This window comes from Mycobacterium sp. 1081908.1 (assembly GCF_001673535.1).
GTDB lineage: Bacteria > Actinomycetota > Actinomycetes > Mycobacteriales > Mycobacteriaceae > Mycobacterium.
Genome location: NZ_LZLY01000121.1, coordinates 25067 through 49953, shown reverse-complemented (window position 1 = coordinate 49953; position 24887 = coordinate 25067). Strand labels below are relative to the sequence as shown.

The 24887-nt window shown below is 68.7% G+C and carries 28 protein-coding genes and 3 tRNA genes; 14 read left to right on the top strand and 17 right to left on the bottom strand.

Features of this window, described 5'->3' with window-relative positions; all coding sequences use genetic code 11:
• Positions 1–156: 156 nt before the first annotated feature.
• Genes A5655_RS19660 through A5655_RS19650 form a run of 3 tightly spaced genes read right to left on the bottom strand, consistent with a single transcriptional unit; the run spans position 157 to position 5839 of the window.
• Complete coding sequence (locus A5655_RS19660) at positions 157–1071, bottom strand: ROK family protein (protein WP_067012846.1); 915 nt, start codon at positions 1069–1071, stop codon at positions 157–159.
• Entirely contained in the window at positions 1071–1736 is a 666-nt protein-coding gene (locus A5655_RS19655) for a malonyl CoA-ACP transacylase (RefSeq protein ID WP_369807236.1), read from the bottom strand. The genes A5655_RS19660 and A5655_RS19655 overlap by 1 nt, the downstream gene beginning before the upstream one ends.
• Entirely contained in the window at positions 1685–5839 is a 4155-nt protein-coding gene (locus A5655_RS19650; RefSeq protein WP_067012843.1) for an NEW3 domain-containing protein, read from the bottom strand. The genes A5655_RS19655 and A5655_RS19650 overlap by 52 nt, the downstream gene beginning before the upstream one ends.
• 39 nt (positions 5840–5878) lie before the next feature.
• Here A5655_RS19650 and A5655_RS19645 point away from each other — a divergent pair, with 39 nt between their 5' ends.
• The 11 genes from A5655_RS19645 (at position 5879) to A5655_RS19595 (ending at position 16023) form a co-directional block, all read left to right on the top strand.
• Complete coding sequence (locus tag A5655_RS19645; RefSeq protein WP_067012842.1) at positions 5879–6412, top strand: DinB family protein; 534 nt, start codon at positions 5879–5881, stop codon at positions 6410–6412.
• Positions 6413–6415: 3 nt separating this feature from the next.
• Positions 6416–7006 (top strand): DinB family protein, encoded by a 591-nt coding sequence (locus A5655_RS19640; protein WP_067012841.1) that lies wholly within the window; start codon positions 6416–6418, stop codon positions 7004–7006.
• On the top strand, positions 6982–7929 hold the full coding sequence (locus A5655_RS19635; protein ID WP_067012840.1) for an alpha/beta fold hydrolase: 948 nt from the start codon (positions 6982–6984) through the stop codon (positions 7927–7929). Before A5655_RS19640 ends, A5655_RS19635 begins: the two co-directional genes overlap by 25 nt.
• 52 nt (positions 7930–7981) lie before the next feature.
• Entirely contained in the window at positions 7982–9328 is a 1347-nt protein-coding gene (locus A5655_RS19630; RefSeq protein WP_197508747.1) for an AarF/ABC1/UbiB kinase family protein, read from the top strand.
• A 10-nt stretch (positions 9329–9338) separates the two neighbouring features.
• Entirely contained in the window at positions 9339–10244 is a 906-nt protein-coding gene (locus A5655_RS19625; RefSeq protein WP_067012837.1) for an alpha/beta fold hydrolase, read from the top strand.
• 92 nt (positions 10245–10336) lie between these two features.
• Positions 10337–11197: a mycolic acid methyltransferase MmaA1 gene (mmaA1, locus tag A5655_RS19620; protein WP_067012836.1), complete on the top strand. Its 861-nt coding sequence runs from the start codon at positions 10337–10339 to the stop codon at positions 11195–11197.
• 35 nt (positions 11198–11232) lie between these two features.
• Entirely contained in the window at positions 11233–12096 is an 864-nt protein-coding gene (gene mmaA2, locus A5655_RS19615) for a cyclopropane mycolic acid synthase MmaA2 (RefSeq protein ID WP_067012834.1), read from the top strand.
• 98 nt (positions 12097–12194) lie between these two features.
• Positions 12195–13076 carry a cyclopropane mycolic acid synthase family methyltransferase gene (locus A5655_RS19610; protein ID WP_067012832.1) on the top strand — a complete coding sequence of 294 codons (882 nt, stop codon included), beginning with the start codon at positions 12195–12197 and terminating at the stop codon, positions 13074–13076.
• A gap of 51 nt (positions 13077–13127) precedes the next feature.
• The gene (gene mmaA4, locus A5655_RS19605; protein ID WP_067012831.1) at positions 13128–14018 is read left to right on the top strand and encodes a hydroxymycolate synthase MmaA4; all 891 of its coding nucleotides are present in this window, start codon (positions 13128–13130) and stop codon (positions 14016–14018) included.
• A gap of 81 nt (positions 14019–14099) precedes the next feature.
• Positions 14100–14798 (top strand): YciI family protein, encoded by a 699-nt coding sequence (locus A5655_RS19600; RefSeq protein WP_067012829.1) that lies wholly within the window; start codon positions 14100–14102, stop codon positions 14796–14798.
• A gap of 7 nt (positions 14799–14805) precedes the next feature.
• Positions 14806–16023, top strand: coding sequence for an RNA polymerase sigma factor (locus A5655_RS19595; protein ID WP_067012827.1), 1218 nt, complete (start codon positions 14806–14808; stop codon positions 16021–16023).
• On the opposite strand, the gene rplA is transcribed toward A5655_RS19595, so the two are convergent.
• From rplA to A5655_RS19535, 12 genes are all read right to left on the bottom strand, one after another.
• On the bottom strand, positions 16020–16727 hold the full coding sequence (gene rplA, locus A5655_RS19590; RefSeq protein ID WP_067012825.1) for a 50S ribosomal protein L1: 708 nt from the start codon (positions 16725–16727) through the stop codon (positions 16020–16022). The two genes, A5655_RS19595 and rplA, sit on opposite strands and share 4 nt — an antisense overlap.
• Before the next feature lie 70 nt (positions 16728–16797).
• Positions 16798–17226, bottom strand: coding sequence for a 50S ribosomal protein L11 (gene rplK / locus A5655_RS19585; protein ID WP_066907205.1), 429 nt, complete (start codon positions 17224–17226; stop codon positions 16798–16800).
• Positions 17227–17250: 24 nt separating this feature from the next.
• Positions 17251–18009, bottom strand: a complete 759-nt coding sequence (nusG, locus tag A5655_RS19580) for a transcription termination/antitermination protein NusG (protein ID WP_067012823.1) — start codon at positions 18007–18009, stop codon at positions 17251–17253.
• Between the two features lie 31 nt (positions 18010–18040).
• Entirely contained in the window at positions 18041–18490 is a 450-nt protein-coding gene (secE, locus tag A5655_RS19575; protein ID WP_067012821.1) for a preprotein translocase subunit SecE, read from the bottom strand.
• A 90-nt stretch (positions 18491–18580) separates the two neighbouring features.
• A tRNA-Trp gene (locus tag A5655_RS19570) sits at positions 18581–18653 on the bottom strand.
• 155 nt (positions 18654–18808) lie between these two features.
• Complete coding sequence (gene hadC / locus A5655_RS19565; RefSeq protein WP_067012819.1) at positions 18809–19309, bottom strand: (3R)-hydroxyacyl-ACP dehydratase subunit HadC; 501 nt, start codon at positions 19307–19309, stop codon at positions 18809–18811.
• 13 nt (positions 19310–19322) lie between these two features.
• The gene (gene hadB / locus A5655_RS19560; RefSeq protein WP_067012817.1) at positions 19323–19751 is read right to left on the bottom strand and encodes a (3R)-hydroxyacyl-ACP dehydratase subunit HadB; all 429 of its coding nucleotides are present in this window, start codon (positions 19749–19751) and stop codon (positions 19323–19325) included.
• On the bottom strand, positions 19738–20217 hold the full coding sequence (hadA, locus tag A5655_RS19555) for a (3R)-hydroxyacyl-ACP dehydratase subunit HadA (protein ID WP_067012816.1): 480 nt from the start codon (positions 20215–20217) through the stop codon (positions 19738–19740). Before hadA ends, hadB begins: the two co-directional genes overlap by 14 nt.
• A 44-nt stretch (positions 20218–20261) precedes the next feature.
• Positions 20262–20429, bottom strand: coding sequence for a 50S ribosomal protein L33 (gene rpmG / locus A5655_RS19550; RefSeq protein WP_066907182.1), 168 nt, complete (start codon positions 20427–20429; stop codon positions 20262–20264).
• 44 nt (positions 20430–20473) lie between these two features.
• Positions 20474–20547: transfer RNA gene (locus A5655_RS19545), tRNA-Met, on the bottom strand.
• A gap of 53 nt (positions 20548–20600) precedes the next feature.
• Positions 20601–20673: transfer RNA gene (locus A5655_RS19540), tRNA-Thr, on the bottom strand.
• A gap of 97 nt (positions 20674–20770) precedes the next feature.
• On the bottom strand, positions 20771–20977 hold the full coding sequence (locus tag A5655_RS19535; protein WP_067012814.1) for a type II toxin-antitoxin system VapB family antitoxin: 207 nt from the start codon (positions 20975–20977) through the stop codon (positions 20771–20773).
• A gap of 70 nt (positions 20978–21047) precedes the next feature.
• On the opposite strand from A5655_RS19535, the gene A5655_RS19530 reads away from it, so the two are divergent.
• The 3 genes from A5655_RS19530 to A5655_RS19520 all read left to right on the top strand — a co-directional run bounded on the left by A5655_RS19530 (position 21048) and on the right by A5655_RS19520 (position 23436).
• On the top strand, positions 21048–21761 hold the full coding sequence (locus A5655_RS19530) for an MBL fold metallo-hydrolase (RefSeq protein ID WP_067012810.1): 714 nt from the start codon (positions 21048–21050) through the stop codon (positions 21759–21761).
• A gap of 124 nt (positions 21762–21885) precedes the next feature.
• On the top strand, positions 21886–22719 hold the full coding sequence (locus tag A5655_RS19525) for a hypothetical protein (RefSeq protein WP_067012808.1): 834 nt from the start codon (positions 21886–21888) through the stop codon (positions 22717–22719).
• Positions 22720–22740: 21 nt separating this feature from the next.
• Positions 22741–23436 (top strand): crotonase/enoyl-CoA hydratase family protein, encoded by a 696-nt coding sequence (locus tag A5655_RS19520; RefSeq protein WP_067012806.1) that lies wholly within the window; start codon positions 22741–22743, stop codon positions 23434–23436.
• Between the two features lie 113 nt (positions 23437–23549).
• Here A5655_RS19520 and cynS read toward each other — a convergent pair whose 3' ends face one another.
• Both cynS and A5655_RS19510 read right to left on the bottom strand, forming a co-directional pair.
• Positions 23550–24017: a cyanase gene (gene cynS, locus A5655_RS19515; protein WP_067012958.1), complete on the bottom strand. Its 468-nt coding sequence runs from the start codon at positions 24015–24017 to the stop codon at positions 23550–23552.
• A gap of 312 nt (positions 24018–24329) precedes the next feature.
• The gene (locus tag A5655_RS19510) at positions 24330–24845 is read right to left on the bottom strand and encodes a nitroreductase family protein (RefSeq protein ID WP_067012804.1); all 516 of its coding nucleotides are present in this window, start codon (positions 24843–24845) and stop codon (positions 24330–24332) included.
• Positions 24846–24887: the final 42 nt, after the last annotated feature.

The window sequence follows — 24887 nt, the reverse complement described above, 5'->3', positions numbered from 1 at the left end:
CAGATTCACCGGCGTGTGCCGGCGTTGTGCCTCGTCCTCCTGCGTGGGCCGCCGGGATGTTCCCGGACCTTCAACCGATTGCTCGGTGACCGACGGTCTTCGGTGGATCGGCAACCAGGATAGCCTGACCCCCCGCGGTCAGCCAAAACGGTGCGGCTACCCGAGCCCGGCCAGCCTGGCGGCGCCGACCAGGCCCGCCTCGCCGCCCAGCGCCGCGGGCACCACGCGCAGGCCGGCGAGGAACTCCAGTCCGGCGTAGCCGGCCAGCGCCGCCCGCAGCGGGTCGAAGAGCAGGTCCCCGGACTTGGCCACGCCGCCGCCGATGACGACGAGGTCGAGGTCGCAGACCGCCCCGACCGACGCGATCATCGCCGCCAGCGCGGTGGTCCCCCGCCGAAACGCGCGCTGCGCCACCGGGTCCCCGGCGGCGGCCGCGGTGGCCAGGTCCCGGGCGCCGGCGCCGGGCGGCGCGGCCCAGCCGTTTTCCCGCGCCCAGCGCACCATCCACGGTCCCGACGCGACGGTCTCGACGCAGCCGCGCCCGCCGCACGCGCACGGCCGGCCGTCCTCCTCGACCACCACATGACCGACGTGGCCGGCGTTTCCGGTGCGCCCGGTGTACGGAACGCCGTCGAGCACCAGTCCCCCGCCCACGCCGGTGGACACCACCATGCCGAGCATGAAGCGGGCGCCGCGGCCCGCCCCGAGCCAGTGCTCGCCCAGCGCCATACACACGCCGTCCCCGCCGAGGCGTACGGGGACGCCGGGGACCGCGGCGGCGACCCGGTCCCGCAGCGCGAAGCCGCGCCAGGATGCGATGTTGACCGGGCTGACGCTTCCGGCCCGCAGGTCGATGGGCCCGGCCGACGCGATGCCCACCGCGGTGACGGCGCCGCCGGCGACGCGCAGCGTGTCGGCGATGATCGCGGCGACCTCGGCCCAGACCTCCTCCGCGGAGCCGCCGGCGGGGGTGGGCCGGATCGCGGTGTGCACCAGCGCGCCACCGGGATCGGTCAGCCCGGCGGCGATCTTGGTGCCGCCGATATCGAGGCTGAGCGTGAGGGCGGCCATCAGTGGCGGTGCGTGTTGTCGGGTTGGCGGGGGTCGCCCGGGTGCTCATAATCGGGGGCGAGGCGGACCAGCGCGGCCCGTCGCGCGTCCAGCCACACCCGGAAGGCGCGGCGGCGCGCGGCACCCCGCAGGTGGTCCGCGATCGCCCCGCGCACCTGGGCCAGGGGCGGTGCGGCGAGCGCGGGGGTCCGCCACCCGTGCGGGCCGGGGTGCGGCGCGGCGAAGCGCAGCGGGTTGCGGGCGTGGTAGTCGGCCACCTCGTCGGCGCCGACCCGGACCGCGGCGGTGACGTCGGCGAACAGCGCCCGCGCCAACGGATCCGCCAGCGCGGCGGCGGCCACGCTGCCGATCTCCAGCCGCGCCGTCGCGTCGGGCAGCAGCTCGTCCTCGGTGGGCGCGCCGGCCGCGGTGAGGCCCCGGGCGGCGGCCTCGGCGGCGACCACCCGCCCGGTCACGATCAGCTGGGTGAGCCAGCGCCGCAGCTGCCGGCCCTCCCCGGTGCCGGGCGCCGGCAGCGCGGCCGCGGCCGGGCCCCGGCGCAGCCGGGCCTCGGCCGCGTCGACCTCGCCGACGGGTACCGGGTCGCCGCCCACGGTCGCCACCGCACCGACGCTCACGTCACCGTCACCTGCACCGCCGGCGAGTACACCAGCCGGCCCGCGCAGCCCACGCGGACCAGCGCCCACCACTGACCGGGATCCAGCCACGCCGGCGGGCTCAGGTCGAAGCCGAGCTCGACCGTGCCGCGGGCGGGCAGCACGGCGCCGAGCGCGGCGGGGCCCATCCACTCCCACGTGCCCCAGGGGCTGATCAGGTGCGCCTCCAGCGCCAGGGCGGCGCGGGCGTGGGTGCCGACCGTCACGGTCAGCCGGGCGGTCCCGCCCGCCGCGAGCTCCACGTCGCCGGGGGCGTCGGCGAGGTACAGCAGCTTCTCCTCGCCGGCGCGCCCGACCTCGACCACGCACACGTCCTCGACCTCCTGCCGCCACGCCGCCGGGACGCCGTCCCCGGTCAGGCACAGCCGCGCGCGCAGCGGGTAGATCCCGGCCCGCGCGCGGGCCGGGATCGTCACCGTCACGTCGGCCTCGCGGTGTTCGCCCACGCCCAGCGTGAACGGCAGCTCCGCCGGGGTCGCCGACCAGCCGTCCGGGCACAGCACCGTCACTTCGCCGTCCAGCGTGGCGTCGCTGCAGTCGCCGGCGACGGTGAGCCGCAACGCCACCTCGCCGCCCGGCTCGGCGGTCACGCGCTGCGGGTGCAGGTGCGCGACGGCCGGCAGCCCCCCGAGCGGCGCGGGTCCGCGGTTGTGCAGCCAGTAGCGCGCGTACAGGGGCTGCGCGGCCTCAGCGTCCGGGGCCAGTCGCGTGTAACCCGTTGCCGCGCATGGCGTTTCGAGGCGGGCCAGCACGGTGGCCACCTGAAAGCCGTGCAGCTCGATCGTTTCCGCGGGGCGGTGCCGCTCTTCCAGCAGGTCGGCGAACGCAAGCCCGCGCACCGCGGCCAGCTCGGAGCCGAGGGTGACGCGGGTGCGCGTCCCGGTCGTCTGCACCAACCTCAGAGCCACCGCGCCCGGTTCGACGGGCCGGGCGCGGCCCGACGCCAGCGGGTTGCCGGCCGCCTTGAGGGCCGCCAGCTGGACCGGGCCGGCGGGCTCGACGCGCAGCAGCGACCCGGTCGGCGGCAGCGCGCCGCCCGGCTTACCGGGCACGACGGCAAGCAGCGGATGGCCGAACTCCGCGCTGCGCGTAGGAATCTCGGCCTCGCGCCAGTCGCCGTCACCGCAGACCAGCGCGTAGTCGAAGGCGTGGGTCCAATGCTGGAGTTGGAAGTTCGAGCCGTCGGGCGCGGTGCGGCGCGGATCGTCGATCCAGGTTCCCGACGGCCAGCCGGTGCAGGACCGCATCAGCGCGGTGTGCAGCGTGCCGTCGGTCTCGACGGCGAAGCTGGGCACCCCGCGGTTGAGCAGCGCGACGGTGCGGGATTCGAAGCGCTGCATGCCCGACGGCGCCCGCTGGTTGACCGGGATCTCCGCGGTCGCAAGGTCGTCGACCACCGATGCGATCGCGGCGGCCAGGCCACCCTCGTCACGGCCATCGATCACCAGGACCGGCAGCGCCCGCGGCGGGCGCAGGTCGGCGCCGGGGACCCACGCCACGGCCAACGGCGTCTCGGCCGGCACCCAGATTCTGGCCCGCCCGGTATCGGCAAGCTGGCGCTCGAGCTCGGCGGAGTACTCCGGACCGGCTTGCGCAAGAACGGCTTTGGTGAACGCGTTGCGAGCCGGCCCGCCCAGCGCGATGCGCACGTCGGGCAGGTTCGAGTCGACGTCGAGGCAGCCGTAGCGCGGCTTGTCGGCGCCGCTGCAGGTCGCCGTGACGCCGGCGCGGACCAGCGCCACCATCAGCTCGCGCGCCAGCGGCCCCGACACCGCCGCGGCCGGCGACACCACCTCGGCCACCGACACCGACCGCACGTCGGCGCCGACCCGGACCCGCGCCGCCGACGACAGGCCGAACCAGCCGTAGGCCGGGTTGTCCAGCGTCCACAGGTGTTGGGCGGTGTCCACCGAGCGATCCCCACCGGGAGTGGGGTGCAGCAGCGCGAAGCCGCGCCCGACGACGGCGTCTCCGACCTCGCTGACCGGCATGGCGCCCGGCACCGGGCACGGCCAGCGCAGCCGCAACAAGCGGTCCTCCCCGATGAATTCGTCGATGGCCGTGCGACAGTCGAGCCGCGCCAGCCCGTTCCACAGCGTGAGGGTTTGGGTATAGCGCAGCTGCCCGCCGATGCGGCCGCGCACAACCAGTCGCTGACCGAGGGGGCCGCGGTAGGCCCGCACCCGGGCCGGCGACGCCGACGAGCACAGCACCGGACCCCTGGGCAGCAGGTGCCAGGGTCCCTCCCCCTGCCTGGGATGCGACGCGTATTCCTCATAGAGCGCCAGCTCGTTGCCCACCCGGCCGGCGGCGATCAGCTGCCGGCCGCCGGAAACCAGGGACACGATCCCCCCGCCGCGCGCCGGGTCGGCCTCGAGCCGGTAGTGCTCGTTGGCGATCGCCAAGCCGGGCATCGGTTCCCAGCCGGTCGCCTCGCCCCCCGGCACCAGCCGGTAGGCCCGCCAGCCCAGCGACGGCACGTCGCGCGCCAACCAGGTGACCGACCGCCCGTCGTCCGCCACGTGCGCCGGCAGCTCGGTGCCGTCGGGGTCGAACACGCGCACCCCGGCACCGATAGGAGCGCCGAGCCGCGCGGTGACGACGTCGGTCCGATTGTGCGCCAACGGGTTCCACACGACCACGGCGCCCCCGATCGCGCCGGACAGCAACGCCAGCGCGCTGTCGCGCGTCGTGCGGCCCACCTCCCACGCGTCACGCCAGCCGGTCAGCAGGTCGAGGTAGACCTGGTCGGACTCCGAGCCGGTGATGGCGTCGTGGTGCGCGCCGTACGCCAGCTGCACCCACGCCTTGGCCAGGGGGGCCTGCGGGTACTCGGCGCCCGTCAGCAGCGCGGCGAACACGGCGAAGCGCTCGGCCTCGAGCACGGCGTTCTCGGCGGCCCGGTTGGCCTGTTTGGTGTCGATGTACGAGACGTCCTTGCCGGTGTAGATCGGGTTCATGTCCCGGGTTTGCGGGGACGGCTCGCAACCGCGCTGCGCGAGCTCGGCGCGCACCGCCGCGAAGAACTCCCGCGGAATCGCGCACACGAACCGCGGCCACGTGTAGCGCGCGGCCCAGTCGCGATGGATCGCGGTGACCCACTTGTTCGGCGGCGTGTAGTCGGTCCCGACCGGCAGCAGCACGTTGCGCGTCAGCGCGACCTTCTTGAGCCGCTCGAACAGCGCGCGGGTGGCGTCCTCCGCGTCGGCGAGCGACACCGACTCGTCCATCCCCCAGCCCGCCCCGTAATGCGCGGGCATGTAGTGGGTGAGCAGGCCGCGGCCCGACGGCGCGATCCACTCGAACTCGCTGCAGAACTGCATGGCCTCGACGTCATGGCCCGGACCCCATTGGTGGTGCGGTCCGCGCGCCCACGAACTCGATGTCAGGCCGGCGTCGGCGGCCAGCCCGGGGAACTGCGGGTCGTGGCCGAACACGTCGAGCTGCCACGCGGTGGCCGGGTCGGCGCCCAGGACGTCACGCTGAAACCCCATGCCGTGCACGAGGTTCCGGATCGTGGTCTCCGGGCTGGTGAGGTTGGTGTTGGGCTCGTTGTAGGTGCCGCCCATCACCTCGACGCGGCCCTGCGCGATGAACCGGCGTAGGTCGGCGCGGTCCTCGGGGTGGGTGTCCCAGTACGGCTTGAGGTAGTCGACCTCGGCCAGCACGAACTTGTACTCGGGCTCGCGGCGGGCCATCTCCAGGTGCGCGCGGACCAGTTCAAAGCCGTTGGCCTGCCGGCCCGGCGGGTCTTCGGCCCATTCGCTGGTGTAGGCGCCCTGCGTGTTCCACCAGACCGGGTCGTAGTGAAAGTGACTGACCATGAACATGGTCCAGCCGGGCTCGGCGACGGTGAACTCGAACGACTCGCCGGCGCGTCCGGCGCGCACCCGCGCGGCCCGGCGCTGACCGACCGCCGGCCGGTCCACCGTGACCGGGACCTCGACGGCGCCGGTTCCGGGCCGGGCGAGCGCCTCGCCGCTCACCCCGTCGCCGTCGATGCGGATCGGCGTCGGCTCGGCGCAGCCTTCGACGCCGATGCGCGCCAGCTGCAGCGGCGCGTCCGGTGGCCCGACAAACAGTTCGGTCGATTCCGCCGAAACCACCCGCATGCCAAAAGCATGTCACCCCGTGGTGGAAAGCTCGGGGACATGGCCGACCTGACGACTCAACTGGCGGATCAGCTCGACTGGCACTGGCGCGAACAGCTGCGCCCTCGGCTGGACGGCCTCACCGACGATGAGTACCTCTGGCAGCCGGTGCCCGACTGCTGGACCGTGCATCCGGGGGGATCGGTGGACTTCGCGTATCCCCCGCCCATTCCGACACCATTCACCACCATCGCGTGGCGCATGGCCCACGTCATCGTCGGGGTGTTCGCCGTGCGTGCCCACAATCATTTCGGCGGGCCGCCCGCGAGCTATCAGGATTGGGAGTACGCCACCGACGCCGCCACCGCGCTGGGGCAGCTCGACGAGGCATACGCCGCGTGGATGACCGGTGTGCGGTCGCTTTCGGCCGCGGACCTGACCCGCCGCTGCGGGCCGGCCGAAGGGCCGTACGCCGACTACCCGCTCAGCGAGCTGGTCTTGCACATCAATCGAGAAGCGATTCACCATGGTGCCGAAATCGCATGCCTGCGCGACCTTTACCTGCACAGCCGAACCGTCGACAAGAGAGACTGACACATGCCCGCACTCGCCCCGCCGGTCACCGACGAACGCAACGCCCTGCGCGAATTCCTGGCGTTTCACCAGAGCGCGTATTTCGCGGTCTCGTACGGCCTCACCGACGAACAGGCCCGCTCGGCGCCGTCGGTCAGCGCCCTGTCGGTCGGCGGGCTGGTCAAGCACGCCACGGCCATGCAACGCAACTGGATGGCGCGGGTCGCCGCCGCCCCGGAGCTGCCGCCGAAGGATCCCCGGCCGTTCGAGCAGATCGCCAAGGAGTTCGGCGACCAGCACGTGATGCGGCCCGACGAGACGCTGGCCGGGCTGCTGAAGGCGTTCGAAACCCAGAACGCGGAATCGCTGCGCCTGGTCGAAACCGCCGACCTGGACGCCACGGTTCCGGTGCCGCAGGACATCCCCTGGTTCCCCAAGGACCAGAAGGCCTGGTCGGTGCGCTGGGTGATCCTGCACGTGATCAACGAGCTGGCCCGCCACGCCGGGCACGCCGACATCGTCCGGGAATCGATCGACGGCGCCACCATGTACGAGCTGATCGCCGGGCTGGAAAATTGGCAGATCGAAGGATGGGTGCAGCCCTGGCGGAAATAGCGCACGTCCGCAGCGGCATCGCGCGCCGCGAGACACCGCACGGCCCGGTCGAGCTCTACTACGAGGACCTCGGCGACCCGGCCGCGCCGCCCGCGCTGCTCATCATGGGCCTGGGCGCCCAGCTGCCGATGTGGCCCGACGGCTTCTGCGCGCGGCTTCTCGACGCCGGTTACCGCGTCATCCGCTTCGACCACCGCGACACCGGGCTGTCGGCCAAGATGCACGGACTGCGGGCCCGGGGCTCGGTGTACCGGCGCGTCGGGCGCTACCTGCTGGGCCGGCCCAGCCCGGTGCCCTACACGCTGATCGACATGACCGGCGACGTGGTGGCGTTGCTGGACCACCTGGAAGTCGGCCGGGCGCACGTGGTGGGCGCCTCGCTGGGCGGGATGATCGCGCAGATCCTGGCCGCCACCGAGCCGCACCGGGTGGCGTCGCTGGGCATCATCATGTCGAGCACCGGCAAGCCGTTCGCGGCGCCGCCGGCCTGGCGCGTCATCAGGCTGGCCTTCGACCCGCCGGCCAAGGACGCCTCGCCCGAGGAGAAACTGGCCGTCGAGGTGCGCAACGTCGCGGTGTTCAACGGCCCCAACTTCCTGCCGCCCGACGCCGAGCTGCGCGACCGGGTGCGCCAACTCGCCGACCGCTGCAGCTACCCGCCGGGCATGCTGCGCCAGTTCGACGCCATGCTGGGCACCGGCAGCCTGCTCGGTTACAGCAGGGCGATCACCGCCCCGACCGTCGTGCTGCACGGTTCGGCGGACCCGATGGTCCGGCCCCGCAACGGGCGGGCCGTCGCCGCCGCCATCCCCGGCGCGCGATTCGTGGTGATCGACGGGATGGGACACGACCTCCCCAAACCGGTCTGGCGGCCGATCGTCGAGACCCTTACCGAGCACTTCGCGCTCGCTGACACGCGGTGAGCGCGCTCACAGGAATTGGGACTTGACACGCTCGATTTGGCAGACTGCTGAGATGACTACTACCAAACACCGCGAGGTGTCCAAGCTCGACCGGGTGCCGTTGCCGGTCGAAGCGGCCCGGGTAGCAGCCACCGGCTGGCAGGTCACCCGCGCCGCCGCGAGCATCCTCACCAAGCTGCCCGCCAAGGGGCCGTGGCAGCAGAAGGTGATCAAGCAGCTTCCCGCCACGTTCGCCGACCTGGGGCCCACCTACGTGAAGTTCGGGCAGATCATCGCGTCCAGCCCCGGCGCGTTCGGCGAGTCGCTGTCGCGCGAATTCCGCGGCCTGCTGGACCGGGTGCCGCCCGCCGACGCCAAAGAGGTGCACAAGCTCTTCGTCGAGGAGCTCGGCGCCGACCCCGCCGAGCTGTTCGCCAAGTGGGACGAAACGCCGTTCGCGTCGGCGTCCATCGCGCAGGTGCACTACGCCACCCTGCACAGCGGCGAGGACGTCGTCGTCAAGATTCAGCGGCCGGGCATCCGCCGCCGGGTCGCCGCCGACCTGCAGATCCTCAAGCGCTTCGCCCAGGCCGTCGAGCTGGCCAAGCTCGGCCGGCGGCTCTCGGCGCAGGACGTCGTCGCCGACTTCTCCGACAACCTGGCCGAGGAGCTGAACTTCCGCCTCGAGGCCCAGTCGATGGAGGCCTGGGTGTCGCACCTGCACGCCTCCCCGCTGGGCAAGAACATCCGGGTGCCGCAGGTGCACTGGGACTTCACCAGCGACCGGGTGCTGACCATGGAACGGGTGCACGGCATCCGCATCGACGACGTCGCCGCCATCCGCAAGGCCGGGTTCGACGGCACCGAGCTGGTGAAGGCGCTGCTGTTCTCCCTCTTCGAGGGCGGGCTGCGGCACGGGCTGTTCCACGGCGACCTGCACGCCGGCAACCTCTACGTCGACGACGCCGGGCGCATCGTGTTCTTCGACTTCGGCATCATGGGCCGCATCGACCCCCGCACCCGCTGGCTGCTTCGCGAGCTGGTGTACGCGCTGCTGGTGAAGAAGGACCACGCCTCGGCCGGCAAGATCGTCGTGCTGATGGGCGCCGTCGGCACCATGAAGCCCGAGGCCCAGGCCGCCAAGGACCTGGAGAAATTCGCCACCCCGCTGACCATGCAGACGCTGGGCGACATGTCCTACGCCGACATCGGGCGCCAGCTGTCGACGCTGGCCGACGCCTACGACGTCAAGCTGCCCCGGGAGCTGGTGCTCATCGGCAAGCAGTTCCTCTACGTCGAGCGGTACATGAAGCTGCTCGCACCGAAGTGGCAGATGATGTCGGACCCACAGCTGACGGGCTACTTCGCCAACTTCATGGTCGAGGTCGGCCGCGAGCATCAGACCGACGTGGAGGTCTAGGGGCTCCCGGATGGAAATCCGCACCGGCGCCGCGATATCCGGCGACCTCAAGCTCTACTACGAGGACATGGGCGACGTCGACGACCCGCCCGTGCTGCTGATCATGGGGCTGGGCGCGCAGCTGCTGCTGTGGCGGACCGCGTTCTGCGAGCGGCTCGTCGGGCAGGGACTGCGGGTCATTCGGTACGACAACCGCGACGTCGGCCTGTCCAGCAAGACGCCGAGGGCGGGCTCCGGGCAGCCCCTGGTTCCGCGGCTGCTGCGGTTTTGGCTGGGGATGCGCGCCGAGGCGGCGTACGCGCTGGAGGACCTGGCCGACGACGCGGCCGCCGTGCTGGACCACCTGGGCATCGAGCGCGCCCACATCGTCGGGGCGTCGATGGGCGGCATGATCGCGCAGGTCTTCGCGGCGCGCTTCGCCGAGCGGACCAGGAGCCTGGCGGTCATCTTCTCCAGCAACAATCGCCCGTTCCTGCCGCCGCCCGCGCCGCGCGCCCTGCTGGCGGTGCTCAAGGGGCCCCCGCCCGGTTCGCCGCTCGACGTGATCGTCGACAACGTCGTGCGCGTCACCCGGATCACCGGCAGCCCGCGCTACCGCGCCCCCGAGGAGCAGGTCCGCGCCGAGGCCGTCGAGGGCTACGAGCGCAGCTATTACCCGTGGGGCGTCGCCCGGCACTTCAGCGCGATCATGGCCAGCGGCAGCCTGCTCGGCTACAACCGGCGCACGGTCGCGCCGACGGTGGTCATCCACGGCCGCGCCGACAAGCTGATGCCGCCCTCCGGCGGGCGTGCCGTCGCGCGCGCCATCAACGGCGCTCGACTAGTCTTGTTTGACGGCATGGGCCACGACCTGCCTCAGCAATTGTGGGATCGGCTGATCAGCGTGCTTACTAGCAACTTCGCCGACGCCAGCTAGAGGCCGGGCTCGGGCGGTTTTCGGAGTGCCCTTGTGATTTCACGGACACTCTCACCGCGTTGTACGGTTAGTCGTTGGGAGGATGTCTAATAATGGCGGAGCTGAAACCCTACTACGAAGACTCGCAAGCTGCGTACGACATTTCGGACGACTTCTTCGGGCTCTTCCTCGATCCCACTTGGGTCTACACCTGCGCATACTTCGAGCGCGACGACATGACGCTGGAAGAGGCGCAACTCGCCAAACTGGATCTAGCGCTGGACAAGCTGAAGCTGCAGCCCGGCATGACGCTGCTCGACGTCGGGTGCGGCTGGGGCGGGGCGCTGGTCCGCGCCGTCGAGAAGTACGACGTCAACGTCGTCGGACTTACGCTGAGCCGCAACCACTATGAGCGCAGCAAGGCCAGGCTGGCCGCCATCCCGACGACGCGGCGCGCCGAGGCACGGCTGCAGGGTTGGGAAGAATTCGACGAGAAGGTCGACCGGATCGTCTCCTTCGAGGCGTTCGACGCCTTCCACAAGGAGCGGTACGGCGCGTTTTTTGAGCGCTCGTACGAGATCATGCCCGACGACGGCCGGATGCTGCTGCACAGCCTGTTCACCTACGACCGTCGCTGGCTGCACGAGCAGGGCATCGCGCTGACGATGAGCGACCTGCGCTTCTTGAAATTCCTGCGGGAGTCGATTTTCCCCGGCGGCGAGCTGCCGTCCGAGCCCGACATCGTCGACAACGCGCGCGCCGCGGGCTTCGCCGTCGAGCAAACTCAGCTGATGCAGCAGCACTACGCGAAGACCCTCGACGCGTGGGCGGCCAACCTGGAGGCCAGCCGGGAGCGGGCTATCGCCATCCAGTCCGAAGAGGTCTATAACAAATTCATGCACTACCTCACCGGGTGCGCGGTGCGGTTCCGCAGGGGCCTCATCAACGTCGCCCAATTCACCCTCACCAAGTGAGGTGATCCGCCCCGGGGGGAGGGGGAGATAACGCCATGAGCAAGGATTTGACGCCGCATTTCGACGATGTGCAGGCGCACTACGACTTGTCCGACGACTTCTTCCGCCTGTTCCTCGACCCCACCCAGACGTACAGCTGCGCCTATTTCGAGCGCGACGACATGACGCTGGAAGAGGCGCAGCTCGCGAAGATCGACCTGGCGCTGGGCAAGCTGGGCCTGCGGGCGGGCATGACGCTGCTCGACGTCGGCTGCGGCTGGGGCGCCACCATGCGCCGGGCGATCGAAAAGTATGACGTCAACGTCGTCGGCCTGACGTTGTCGAAAAACCAAGCGGCCCATGTGCAGGAGTCGTTCGACGCCATGGACAGCCCGCGCGGCAAGCGCGTGCTGCTGGCCGGCTGGGAGCAGTTCGACGAGCCCGTCGACCGCATCGTGTCGATCGGCGCGTTCGAGCACTTCGGCCACGATCGCTACGACGACTTCTTCAAGCTCGCGCACACCCTGCTGCCCGCCGACGGCGTGATGCTGCTGCACACGATCACCGGGCTGACGGGGCCGCAGTGCGTCGAGCGCGGCATACCGCTGACGTTCGAGATGGCCCGCTTCATCAAGTTCATCGTCACCGAGATCTTCCCGGGCGGGCGGCTGCCGTCGATCGAGATGGTGCAGGAGCGTTCGGCGCGGGCGGGGTTCACCCTGACCCGCCGGCAGTCGCTGCAGCCGCACTACGCCCGGACCCTTGACCTGTGGGCGGAGGCCCTCGCCGCGCACCGGGACGAGGCCATCGCGATCCAGTCCGAAGAGGTCTACGAGCGCTACATGAGGTACCTGACCGGCTGCGCCGATGCATTCCGGATCGGCTACATCGACGTCAACCAGTTCACGCTGGAGAAATAGCGGGGCATGCGACCTTAAATGCCGGGGATGCGCCCCGCCCCGTGTAGGGTGCCGGGGACAGCTACCTGGCCAAGGTGCTTGTCCAGTCGGGAGGACAAATGGCTGAGAATCGGGTGGGGGCCACGCGAATGCGGTCTGACTCCGACAATGTCCGGTCGCACTACGACCTGTCGAACGAGTTCTTCGCGCTCTTCGTGGACCCGAGCCGCACGTACAGCTGCGCGTACTTCCCGCGCGAGGGGATGACCCTGCAGGAGGCGCAGCTCGCCAAGATCGACCTGACGCTGGACAAGCTCGGCCTGCGGCCGGGGATGACCCTGCTCGACATCGGCTGCGGCTGGGGCTCGGTGATGAAGCGGGCCGTCGAGCGCTACGACGTCAACGTCGTCGGGGTAACCCTGTCGAAGAACCAGCACGCCTACTGCCAGCAGCTGCTCGACGGGATCGACAGCGGCCGCTCGCGCCGGGTGCTGCTGACCGACTGGGCCGAGTTCACCGACCCGGTCGACCGCATCGTCATCATCGAGGCGTTGGAGCACTTCGGTTTTCACCGCTACGACGATTTCTTCAAGTTCGCCTACGAGGCAATGCCCGCCGACGGTGTGATGGCGCTGCACGCCATCACCGGCCTGCACGTCAAGCAGGTCATGGAGCGCGGCATCCCGTTGACGATGGAGATGGCCAAGTTCATCCGGTTCATCGTCACCGAGATCTTCCCGGGCGGGCGGCTGCCGATGATCGAGACCGTCGAGGAGCACTCGGCGAAGGTCGGTTTCAACGTGACCCGCATCCAGTCGCTGCAGTCGGACTTCGCCCGGACCCTCGACTTCTGGGCCGAGGCGCTCGAGGCGCACCGGGACGAGGCCATCGCGATCCAGTCCGAAGAGGTCTACGAGCGCTACATGAAGTTTCTGACGGGCTGCGCCAAGGCGTTCCGGATGGGCTACATCGACTGCAACCAGTTCACGCTGGAGAAGTGAGCTTCGGTATCGTGGCAGGGCCGAGACTTCATCCAGGAGAACAAGCAGAAAATGGCTGATCAACCGAGCCCGACGAAGACGCGGACGCGCTTCGAAGACATTCAGGCGCACTACGACGTCTCCGACGATTTCTTCGCCCTGTTCCAGGACCCGTCCCGGATCTACAGCTGCGCGTACTTCGAGCCGTGGGACATCACGCTCGAGGAGGCCCAGTACGCCAAGATCGACCTCAACCTGGACAAGCTGGACCTCAAGCCGGGCATGACCCTGCTGGACATCGGCTGCGGCTGGGGCACCACCATGAAGCGCGCGGTCGAGAAGTACGACGTCAACGTCGTCGGCCTGACGCTGTCCAAGAACCAGCACGCCCGCAGCGAGCAGGTGCTGGGGGCGCTCGACACGAACCGCTCGCGCCAGGTTCGCCTGCACGGCTGGGAGGATTTCACCGAGCCCGTCGACCGGATCGTGTCCATCGAGGCCTTCGAGCACTTCGGGCACGAGAACTACGACGACTTCTTCAAGCGGTGTTTCGACATCATGCCCGACGACGGCCGGATGACCATTCAGAGCAGCGTCAGCTACCACCCCTTCGAGATGGCGGCCCGGGGTAAAAAGCTGACCTTCGAGACGGCGCGCTTCATCAAGTTCATCATCACCGAGATCTTCCCGGGCGGCCGGCTGCCGTCCACCGAGATGATGGTCGAGCACGGTGAGAAGGCGGGTTTCGTAGTGCCGGAACCGCTTTCGCTGCGGCCGCACTACATCAAGACGCTGCGCATCTGGGGCGACACGCTAGAGTCCAACAAGGACAAGGCCATCGAGGTCACCTCCGAAGAGGTCTACGAGCGGTACATGAAATACCTGCGCGGCTGCGAGCACTACTTCACCGACGAGATGCTGGACTGCAGCCTGGTGACCTACCTGAAGCCGGGCGCCGCCTAACTGTCGGATCGGGGCTGCGCCTTTCGTCGAGTACGTAGAGAGTGGAACACAGGGTTTCGCTCACTACCGGAGGTAGACGACATGCAATATTTCGCCTTGTTGATCAGCAGGGAACAAGAGCGCGCACCCGAGGACGCCGAATCCGCGATGGCGGCGTGGGAGAACTTCCACGCCAAGGCCGGCCCCGCGATCAGGTCCGGAGACGCGTTGGCTCCGGCAGCCGCGGCGGTGGTCATCACCGGCGGCCCGGACGCGCCGGTCGTCACCGACGGACCGTTCGCCGAGGCCGCGGAGGTGGCCTGCGGCTACTACCTGTTCGAAGCGGAAAACCTCGACGAGGCGTTGGCGCTGGCGCGCGACGTCCCGCTCGCCACGTTCGGGGCCGTGGAACTGTGGCCCACCGTCCACTCGGTTGAGCTGTCCCGCAAGCTCACCGGCAACGACTGGCTCGCGCTGCTGCTGGAACCGGCCGAATCCGCACACACGCCCGGCACGCCGGAGTGGGAAGCGGTGGCGGCCAAGCACGTTGACCTGCACGCGGCGGCGGGCGATCACATCATCGGCGGCGCCGCGTTGCACGACCAGTCCACGGCGACGACCGTGCGGGTGCGCAACGGCGAGGTCCTGATCACCGACGGGCCGTACGTCGAGGGCGCCGAAATCGCCACGGGGATCTACCTGATCAGCGCGGCGGATCGCGACGAGGCCGTCAAGCTGGCGTCGATGATCCCCGCCTCGACGGTGCAGTTGCGGCAGCTGGCCGGGATCTCCGCGCTGTAGATCGCCGATGACAGGCCTGGACGGCGTCTTCCGCCGGGAGTGGGGTCCCGCCGTCGCCGCGCTCGCGCGGTGGTCCGGCGACCTCACGGTCGCGGAGGACGCCGTCCAGGAAGCCTGCGCCGAGGCGCTGCGCACCTGGTCTCGCGACGGCGTGCCGGACAGCCCCGGCGGCTGGCTGGTGACCGTCGCGCGCAACCGCGCCCGGGACCGGCTGCGCCGCGAATCCGTGCGTCCCGGAAAGGAATTGGCGGCAGTGGTTGACGAGATTCGGGCGCGCACCGATCGCACCGACCCGCACCCCGTCGTCGACGACGAGCTGCGGATGATGTTCACCTGCGCGCACCCGGCGCTGGACCGGCCGTCGCAGCTGTCGCTCACGCTGCGGTTGGTTTCCGGGCTGACCGTCGGCGAGATCGCCCGCGCGCTGCTGCAGAGCGAGGTGGCCGTCGGCCAGCGAATCACGCGGGCCAAGAACAAGGTTCGCCACGCCAACATCCCGCTGCGGGTGCCACCCGCCGAGCTGCTGCCCGAGCGCACACCGCACGTGCTCAGTTGCATCTACTCGGTGTTCACCGAGGGCTATTGGTCGACCGCGGGCCCGTCGGCGATCCGGGACGAACTGTGCGACGAAGGGGTGCGGCTGGCGCTGGAGCTGTGCGGGCTGATGCCCCACGAGCTGGAGGCGCACGCGCTGGCCGCCCTTGTGCTGCTGCATGATTCGCGGCGCGCCACCCGGGTGGACGCCGACGGAATGCTGGTGCCGCTCGAGGAGCAGGACCGCCGGCGCTGGGACCGCGGCCGCATCGCCCGCGGGCTGGACCGGTTGCGACGGGCCGAGGGATCGACGGGCCCGTACCTGCCGCAGGCGGTGATCGCCGCGCTGCATGCGACGGCGCCGTCCTGGGAGCAAACCGATTGGGTCACCATCTGCGCGGCCTATGACCGGCTGCTGTCGATGACGGACTCCCCGGTGGCGCGCGCAAACCGCGCGATCGCGGTCGGTTTCCGCGACGGCCCCGACGCGGGCCTGGCCGCCCTGGACAGGGCGGCGGACGACCCGCGGCTGGGCCGCTCGAATCTCGTCGCGACGGTGCGGGCCGACCTGCTTCGGCGCGCGGGGCGACCCGCCGAGGCAGTGACGTGGTATCGAAAGGCGTTGCAGTCCAACGGCTCCGAGCCGGGCCGCGAGTTCCTGCGCCGGCGCATCGCCGAGTGCGGCGGCTAGGCCTCCGCGAAGTTACGGGTGACGGCCGGGTCCACCGGAATGCCCGGGCCCGTGGTCGTCGACACCGTGATCTTCTTCAGGTAGCGACCCTTCGACGACGACGGCTTGAGCCGCAGCACCTCGTCGATGGCGGCGCCGTAGTTCTCCGCCAGGCTCTTCTCGTCGAACGACGCCTTGCCGATGACGAAGTGCAGGTTGGCCTGTTTGTCCACGCGGAAGTTGATCTTGCCGCCCTTGATGTCCGACACGGCCTTGGCCACGTCGGGCGTGACGGTGCCGGTCTTGGGGTTCGGCATCAGGCCGCGCGGACCCAGGATCCGGGCGATGCGCCCGACCTTGGCCATCTGGTCGGGGGTCGCGATCGCGGCGTCGAAGTCCAGGAACCCGCCCTGGATCTTCTCGATCAGGTCGTCGCTGCCGACGATGTCGGCGCCGGCGGCCTGCGCCTGCTCGGCCTTGTCGCCGACAGCGAACACCGCGACCCGGGCCGTCTTACCGGTGCCATGCGGCAGGTTGACCGTGCCGCGGACCATCTGGTCGGCCTTGCGCGGGTCGACGCCGAGCCGGATCGCCACCTCGACGGTCGCGTCCTGCTTGGCCGACGACGTCTCCTTGGCGAGCTTGGCCGCCTCCAGCGGGGTGTAGAGGTTGTTGCGGTCCACCTTCTCGACGGCGGCGCGGTATGCCTTGCTGTTCTTGCTCATTGATTCATCCAATCCGGTGTTGGGTCGTGGTTACGGCGGGCCGAAGCTGGCCCTCCCACGGCTTGAGTTGCTACTCGACGGTGATCCCCATCGACCGGGCGGTACCGGCGATGATCTTGGCGGCGGCGTCGATGTCGTTGGCGTTGAGGTCCGCCTTCTTGGTCTCGGCGATCTCTTTGACCTGATCCCAGCTGACCTTGGCGACCTTGGTCTTGTGCGGCTCCGCGGAGCCCTTGCCGACACCGGCGGCCTTGAGCAGCAGCTTGGCGGCCGGCGGTGTCTTGAGCGCGAAGGTGAAGCTGCGGTCCTCGTAGACCGTGATCTCCACCGGGATCACGTTGCCGCGCTGGTTTTCTGTCGCGGCGTTGTACGCCTTGCAGAACTCCATGATGTTGACGCCGTGCTGGCCGAGCGCTGGCCCGACCGGCGGGGCGGGGTTGGCCTGCCCGGCCTGGATCTGCAGCTTGATCAGCCCGACGACTTTCTTCTTCGGGGCCATGAGTTGTTGTTCGTTCCTTCCTGACTAAATCTTCGAGACTTGGCTGAACGTCAATTCGACGGGGGTTTCGCGGCCAAAGATCGACACCAGCACCTTGAGCTTCTGCTGTTCGCCGTTGACCTCGCTGATCGTGGCCGGCAGCGTCGCGAACGGCCCGTCCATGACCGTCACCGATTCGCCGACCTCGTAGTCGACCTCGACGGTCGGACGCTCCAGGCCACCCGCCTCGGCGACGGTGGCGGTGCTGGCCGCGCCCTTGGCGGCCTTCTTCGCCGCCCCGCGCGGCAGCAGGAACTTCACCACGTCGTCGAGCGAGAGGGCCGACGGGCGCGAGGTCGCGCCGACGAACCCGGTGACGCCCGGGGTGTTGCGCACCGCCGACCACGAGTCGTCGGTCAGGTCCATGCGCACCAGGATGTAGCCGGGCAGCACCTTGCGGTTGACCTGCTTGCGCTGGCCGTTCTTGATCTCGGTGACCTCTTCGGTGGGCACCTCGACCTGGAAGATGTAGTCGCCGACGTCCAGGTTCTGCACGCGGGTTTCCAGGTTGGCTTTCACCTTGTTCTCGTATCCCGCGTACGAGTGGATGACGTACCAGTCGCCGGGCTTGCTGCGCAGATCCGCCTTGAGCGCGGCGGCGGGGTCGTCCTCGACCTCCTCGGCCGGCTCGGCGTGAGCCTCGTCGCCGGGGGCCTCGGTGGTCTCGGGGGTCTCGGTGGTCTCGGCGACGTCTTGCACGTCGACCGCTTCACCCGCGGACGTGTCACCGTCGAAGGTAGTCACGGTTTTCGGTCCTTCCTGTAACTCTCTAAGCTCAGCCGAACACCAGCAGCACCAGCTTGGCCAGGCCGAAATCAGCCAGGCCGACCAGCGCCACCATGAAGGCCAAGAACGCCAGCACCACGGAGGTGTAGGTGAGCATCTGCCGGCGGTTGGGCCAGATCACCTTCCGCATCTCCGCAACGACCTGCTTGAGGTAGTTGTAGACGAACGCGAACGGATTGACCGAACGACCGGCGGGCTTCTTCTTGGCCGCCTTGGCCGTCCGGCCCTTCTTGGCCTTGCCCTCCTTGGCGACCTCGACCTCGTCGGCCGACTCCGCGTCGACGGACGTCGAATCGTCGGCCACGCGCTGCCGCGTCCGCTTGCCGGTGGGTCGCGCAGGCTTTGTCACCACGGCCGTCCGACCGCCGCTGTCGCGGCTTTCCTCAGTCTCGCCGCCGTCGCGTGCGGCGTCGTTGGCTGCGTCGCCCTCGTCGCTCACCGCATGCTCCTTTGTTTGCTAGTTTCCCGCGAGCCGTCCCGCATGATGGGCACTTCTTCCAGTGTCCACCATGGCACGGATCGCCGTCAGCAGGGGCGACAGGACTTGAACCTGCAACCTGCGGTTTTGGAGACCGCTGCTCTGCCAGTTGAGCTACGCCCCTTCGCGGTTGGCAGGCCAACCTGCGCTTACCTGCCGGGGCTTACATGACACGCGCGCTCCCCGATTACTCGAATCCCGGAAAGCGCGCTGATGCTGGGAAAACCCCGAGGTTCGAGTGTACTCGATACCCCTTAAGCGCAGGAAATCCGGCGCGAACTACGACGTTCTGATGACCTGGCCGGACTCTTTGTCCCATTTGATTCGGGCGGATTCCTCGCCCTGCTGGCCCATCAGCGTGGTGTAGGACTCCAGCACGAGTTCACCGTCGTCGTCATGGCAGATGTTCTTGGTGACGACGATGTCGGCGCCGAAGCGCTCGTCCACCGAATGGATGTCCATCCGGGCCCACAGCTTGTCGCCGGCCAGCACCGGCTTGTGGAACAGGAACCGCTGGTCGACCTGGACGATCTGCATGGTCTCCATGCCCACGTCGACGTTGCGGAAGAAGTCCAGCTGGACGTACTTGGCGAGGATCGTCACGAACGTCAGCGGGGCCACGATCGCGTCGTAGCCGTGCTCGGCGGCCGCGTCCTCGTCGAAGTAGGCCGGGTGATCGCACTTGATGGCCCGGGCAAACTCGCGCAGCTGCTCGCGGCCCACGACGAAGTAGTCCGGGTAGCGCCAGACCATTCCGCGGATGTCGGTTTTGAGAGCCATGGGCTTAGCCCGCCTACGCTAGTTTGGCCGACGCGATGGCCCGGCCGAAGATCTTCTTGCCCCCGGTGGTGGCCGTGAGGGCGATGGTCACCGACTTACTGTCCGGATCGACCGACTTCACCCGGCCGCTGAACACCAGCTCGGCGCCCTTGCCGTCGTTGGGCACCGGCACCACCGCGGTGAATCGCACGTTGTACTCGGTGACCGCGCCGGGATCACCCACCCACGAGGTGACGTAGCCGCCGCCCAGCCCCATGGTCAACATGCCGTGGGCGATCGCGGTGTCCAGTCCCACCACCTTGGCGATCTCGTCGTCCCAGTGGATCGGGTTCAAGTCGCCGGAGACCCCCGCGTAGTTCACCAGGTCCTGACGGGTCAGCGGGTAGGTCTTCTCCGGCAGCTGATCGCCGACTTTGACCGAACTGAACTCACGCAGTGGCATCAGAAAATCCCTTTTCTCCATTCTCGCCGGCACGGCCCGCCAGGGTCGTGTAGGTCTCCTGCACAACGTCACCGGCTTCGTCGGTGATGATGTTCTTGGTCACGATGATCTGGGTGCCGTGCGCCTCGCGCATCGAGTCCACCCACACGTCGCAGTAGAGCTTGTCGCCCGCGACGATGGGCTTGGCGAACTTGAGCACCTGGTCGACCTGGACGATCTGCGCGTCCTCGACCGCGATGTTGGCGTGCTCGAAGAACGCCGACTGGGCCTGGTAACCGAACACGCAGATGAACGTCAGCGGGGCCACCAGGCCCTTGTAGCCGAGTTCGGCCGCTGCGTCCTCTTCGCGATACATGGCGTCGTCGTTTTGCACCGCGACCGCGTACTCGCGGATCTTCTCCCGCTCCACCACATAGTGGTCGGGATAGCGGTAGTGCATCCCGACGATCTTTGCGCTCAAAGACACAGGTCCAAAACCTACCTAGTCAATCTCAATAAGTGCCGCAGGCCCTACCGTGTCTCGCGGTGAGGCTGGTGCTTGCCGCAGTTCGGGCAGAACTTCTTCAGCTCCATGCGGTCGGGGTCGTTGCGGCGGTTCTTCTTGGTGATGTAGTTACGGTGCTTGCACACCTCGCATGCCAAGGTGATCTTGGGCCGCACATCGGTACTGGAAGCCATGTCCGTTCTCTCTCAAATCTCTCTCAAGTCGCGCGTTTGCCTTGTAGCGATGGCCGGACTCGAACCGGCGACCTAACGATTATGAGTCGTTCGCTCTAACCGACTGAGCTACATCGCCTCGGGGCCACCCCGTTTTGGGGTGTGGGCCGCCTGCCTGCTCGGCGTCCGCCGAGCCCCCTAACGGAATCGAACCGTTGACCTTTTCCTTACCATGGAAACGCTCTACCGACTGAGCTAAGGGGGCCGTTCACCCAAGCGACAGTCCTGCCGCGGGGCCTAAAAGAGGGTACAGCCTGGCGCACAACGTCACCAAACCACCGAAGCGGCCCAGGGGCGGCTCCTCAACTACCCGCGTCGCGGCGGGGTTGCCACGCGCTGAGGTCGCTGAACTCGTCGTACTCCTCGTCGTCCTCTTCCGCCGGGTCCGACTCAGCGAGCAAGGTCCGCAACGCGAGATGGACGGCCTCACGCGTGTCGGCCAGATGGAACCGACGAATCGCCTCTTGGACCAGATCGTCGTCGACTTCGATCTCGACCGTCTTCTTCATGGGCCAACAATACCCACTCAGCATTGGCTGAACCGAGCGACGAGTCGCGGGCAAGCCCTAGTCTGGTCGGGTGTCAGAGGACCGGCTGTACTTCCGCCAACTGCTCTCGGGCCGCGATTTCGCCGCCGGAGACATGTTCGCGACGCAGATGCGCAACTTCGCCTACCTGATCGGGGACCGCCAGACCGGGGACTGCCTGGTGGTCGACCCCGCCTACGCCGCCGGCGATCTGCTCGACGCGCTCGAGGCCGACGGCATGCACCTGTCAGGGGTGCTGGTCACCCACCACCATCCCGACCACGTGGGCGGTTCGATGATGGGCTTCCAAATGGAGGGCCTGGCCGAGCTGCTGGAGCGGGCGGCCGTCCCGGTGCACGTGAATACCCATGAGGCCCAGTGGGTTTCGCGGGTGACCGGGATCGGGCTCGGCGATCTGACCACCCACGAGGGCCACGACAAGGTCAGCATCGGCGACATCGAAATCGAGCTGCTGCACACCCCGGGGCACACGCCCGGCAGCCAGTGCTTCCTGCTCGGGGACCGCCTGGTCGCCGGTGACACGCTGTTCCTGGACGGTTGCGGGCGCACCGACTTCCCCGGCGGCGACTCCGACGAGATGTATCGCAGTCTGCAGCGGCTCGCCGCGCTGCCGGGCGACCCGACAGTGTTTCCGGGACACTGGTATTCGGCCGAGCCGAGCGCGTCGCTGTCGGAGGTCAAACGCTCCAACTATGTGTACCGCGCCGCGGATCTTGATCAGTGGCGAATGTTGATGGGCGGCTAATTGACCGGGCGAATTTTCGATGCACCGATGGCGCGGTCGGCAATATGTGCCGAATACCTCTACGATCGGTTCCAGCGAAATTTCCCGCCGAAGATCACTGTGATATAAGCGGAAGGTGGATTCAATGGGGTGGATCCAGGACGGCTGGCACGGGGTGACGAATGCGGGGTCCAGCACCTGGTTGGCGTGGGCGGCGTGGGCCGCCATTCTGCTGGGTGTCGTCGCGCTGATCTTCACAAATCGCCAGCTCAGGCTCAACCGGCGGGTGGCCGCGGAGCGGACCCGCCCCCACGTCGCGATGTTCATGGAGCCGCATTCGGCCGACTGGCACGTGATCGAACTCGTAGTCCGGAATTTCGGCCAGACCGCGGCCTACGACATCCGTTTTTCATTTCCGAATCCGCCGACGGTGGCCGAATACGAAAACGCCGCCGACGGCTACGCCGACGTCGTAGAACTGCAGCTTCCGCGCGAGTTGCCGGTGCTCGCGCCCGGGCAGGAATGGCGCATGGTGTGGGACTCGGCGCTCGACCGCGCCGAAATCGGAACCGGCATCGAATCTCGCTTCGCCGGGTCGGTGATCTATTACGACCGCCCGGACAAGCCGCGCGGTTGGCGGTTCTGGCAGGGCGAGCGACCCGTCCTGCAGACGAGCGTGGTGCTGGACTGGGATGCGCTGCCGCCGGTTCAGCGCATCGAGTTGATGACGACGCACGACCTGGCGAAACGGGAAAAGCAGAAGCTGGAGCTGCTGCGCGGCCTGCTGACCTACTTCCACTACGCGAGCAAGGAAACCCGCCCGGACGTGTTCCGCAGCGAGATCGAGCGGATCAACGGCGCCGTGCAGGAGACCCAGGACCGGTGGCGCACCCGGCTGCTCGACCAGCCCACCGACGTCAGCCTGCGCTGGGGTAACGCCGAAGCCGATCTGGCCAAACACCGCAGCCAGCACGTCTGACGCGGGATCAAAGGAGCACCAATGAGCGGCCCGGTCATCTACACCCAGCAGGACTCCATCGCGGTCATCAAGATGGACGACGGCAAGGTCAACGCGCTGGGCCCGACCATGCAGCAGGCGCTCAACGAGGCGATCGACCGGGCCGACGGCGACAACGCCGGGGCGCTGGTGATCACCGGCAACGACCGGGTGTTCAGCGGCGGCTTCGACCTGAAGATCCTGACCTCGGGCCAGGCGCAGCCCGCGATCGACATGCTCAGAGGCGGCTTCGAGCTGGCGTACCGGCTGTTGTCCTACCCCAAGCCGGTGGTGATGGCCTGCACCGGCCATGCCATCGCGATGGGCGCGTTCCTGTTGTCGTCCGGCGACCACCGGGTGGCCGCGCACGCGTACAACATCCAGGCCAACGAAGTCGCGATCGGCATGGTCATCCCCTACGCGGCGCTGGAGATCATGAAACTGCGGCTGACGCAGTCCGCATATCAGCAGGCCGCCGGGCTGGCCAAGACGTTCTTCGGCGAAACCGCCCTCGCGGCGGGCTTTGTCGACGAAATCGTGCTGCCCGAGATGGTGGTCAGCCGCGCCGAGGAGGCCGCGCGCGAATTCGCCGGCCTGCACCAGCACGCCCACGCCGCAACCAAATTGCGCGCCCGCGCCGACGCGCTGGCGGCCATCCGCGCCGGAATCGACGGCATAGAGGCCGAGTTCGGGCTCTGAGGCGCGGGCGCTGATGAACTGAGGAGGCGAACGCGGTGGCAGGTAAAAGACCTGGCCACCGCGTTGCTCGCCTCCTCGCGGCAAGTGTGGCACGTATGCGACGTGCCGTCACTTCACCCTTGCGCCGAGACCCATTGGTAGGGCAGGAACTTCCCGTCGAATGTCACCACCACCCGGTCACCGGACGCGTGCGGCCTCTTTTGCAGGTCGACGCTGAAGTTGATCGCGCTCATGATGCCGTCGCCGAACTGCTCGTGGATCACTTCCTTGATGGCACCGCCGTACACCTGCAGGGCTTCGTAGAAGCGGTAGATGGTCGGATCGGTCGGCACGGCGGTGGGCAGGCCGCCGCGCATCGGCGGGGCCGCCAGCACGGGCACCGCGGACTCGTCGAGACCGAGCATTTCGACGAGGACCTTGCCGAGCTCGGCGGGTATCGGGTGCTGACCGAGCAAGGCCGACGTGGTCCATAGCACCGGCCTGCCGATCGCGTCGGCCAGCTCCTGCCACGTCAGCCCTTTGGCCAACCGCGCGACGACGACCTGTTCGGTGAGTTCGTTTCTGGTCATGCGTATCAGGATTGCAGTTTGGTGGGTTCGTGTCAGCGCACGCCCAGAGCCGTAGCCGGCCCCAGCGATCTCGGGATCATTAGACGCTCCGCGAATTTGATATCGCATGCGCTATCAAATTCGGCGGCGAACCTCAGCCCGGTTTGGTGGCGGTGACGAGGCGAGTCGAAAGCCACGGTCCGCCATACCGCATGCACCATCCGAAGTTGCGGCGCTTGATGTTTCGCCAGCGCCGAGATGGTGTGGAAAGATCCATCGATTCCATAGTCGGCCCGGTGATCATGCACGAGCACAAGCATGTTCGGCTCGGTTCGACCCTCGGGGTCACCAGCGCCCGCGATGAACGACCTCGGCGAATGGGCGCCGATTCGGCTTGCGGATCGGGGTGAGCGGACGGTCGGCGGGATACCCGATGCCGAGCAGGAAGGCCACCTGGTGGTCGTCGGGGACGCCCAGGATGGCGCGGGCCTTGTCCTGGTCGCCCACCGACGAATGGCCCGTCCCGATGCCCAGGTCGGTGGCCGCGATCATCATCGCCATCGTGGCCTGGCCGATGTCGTAGGTGTCGGTGACGAGGCGGCGCCGGTCCGGCGGCTCGGGCACGACGATCGCGATCGCGGCCGGGGCCGCGGCGATGTGACCGGCGCCCTGCCAGACCGTGGACAGCTCGCGCAGCTGATCGCGATCCGTGACGATGACGAAGTCCCACGGCTGCCGGTTTTTCGCCGACGGCGCCCGCCAGCCGGCCTCCGCGATGCGGTTCAGGTCCTCTTCGGACACCGGCTGTGGCTGGTACTGCCGGACATTGCGCCGCGCGCTGATCGCGTCCCAAGCTTCCATGCCATGTCGAACGGCATGTCGGCGCGGAATCATCCCCGCCCG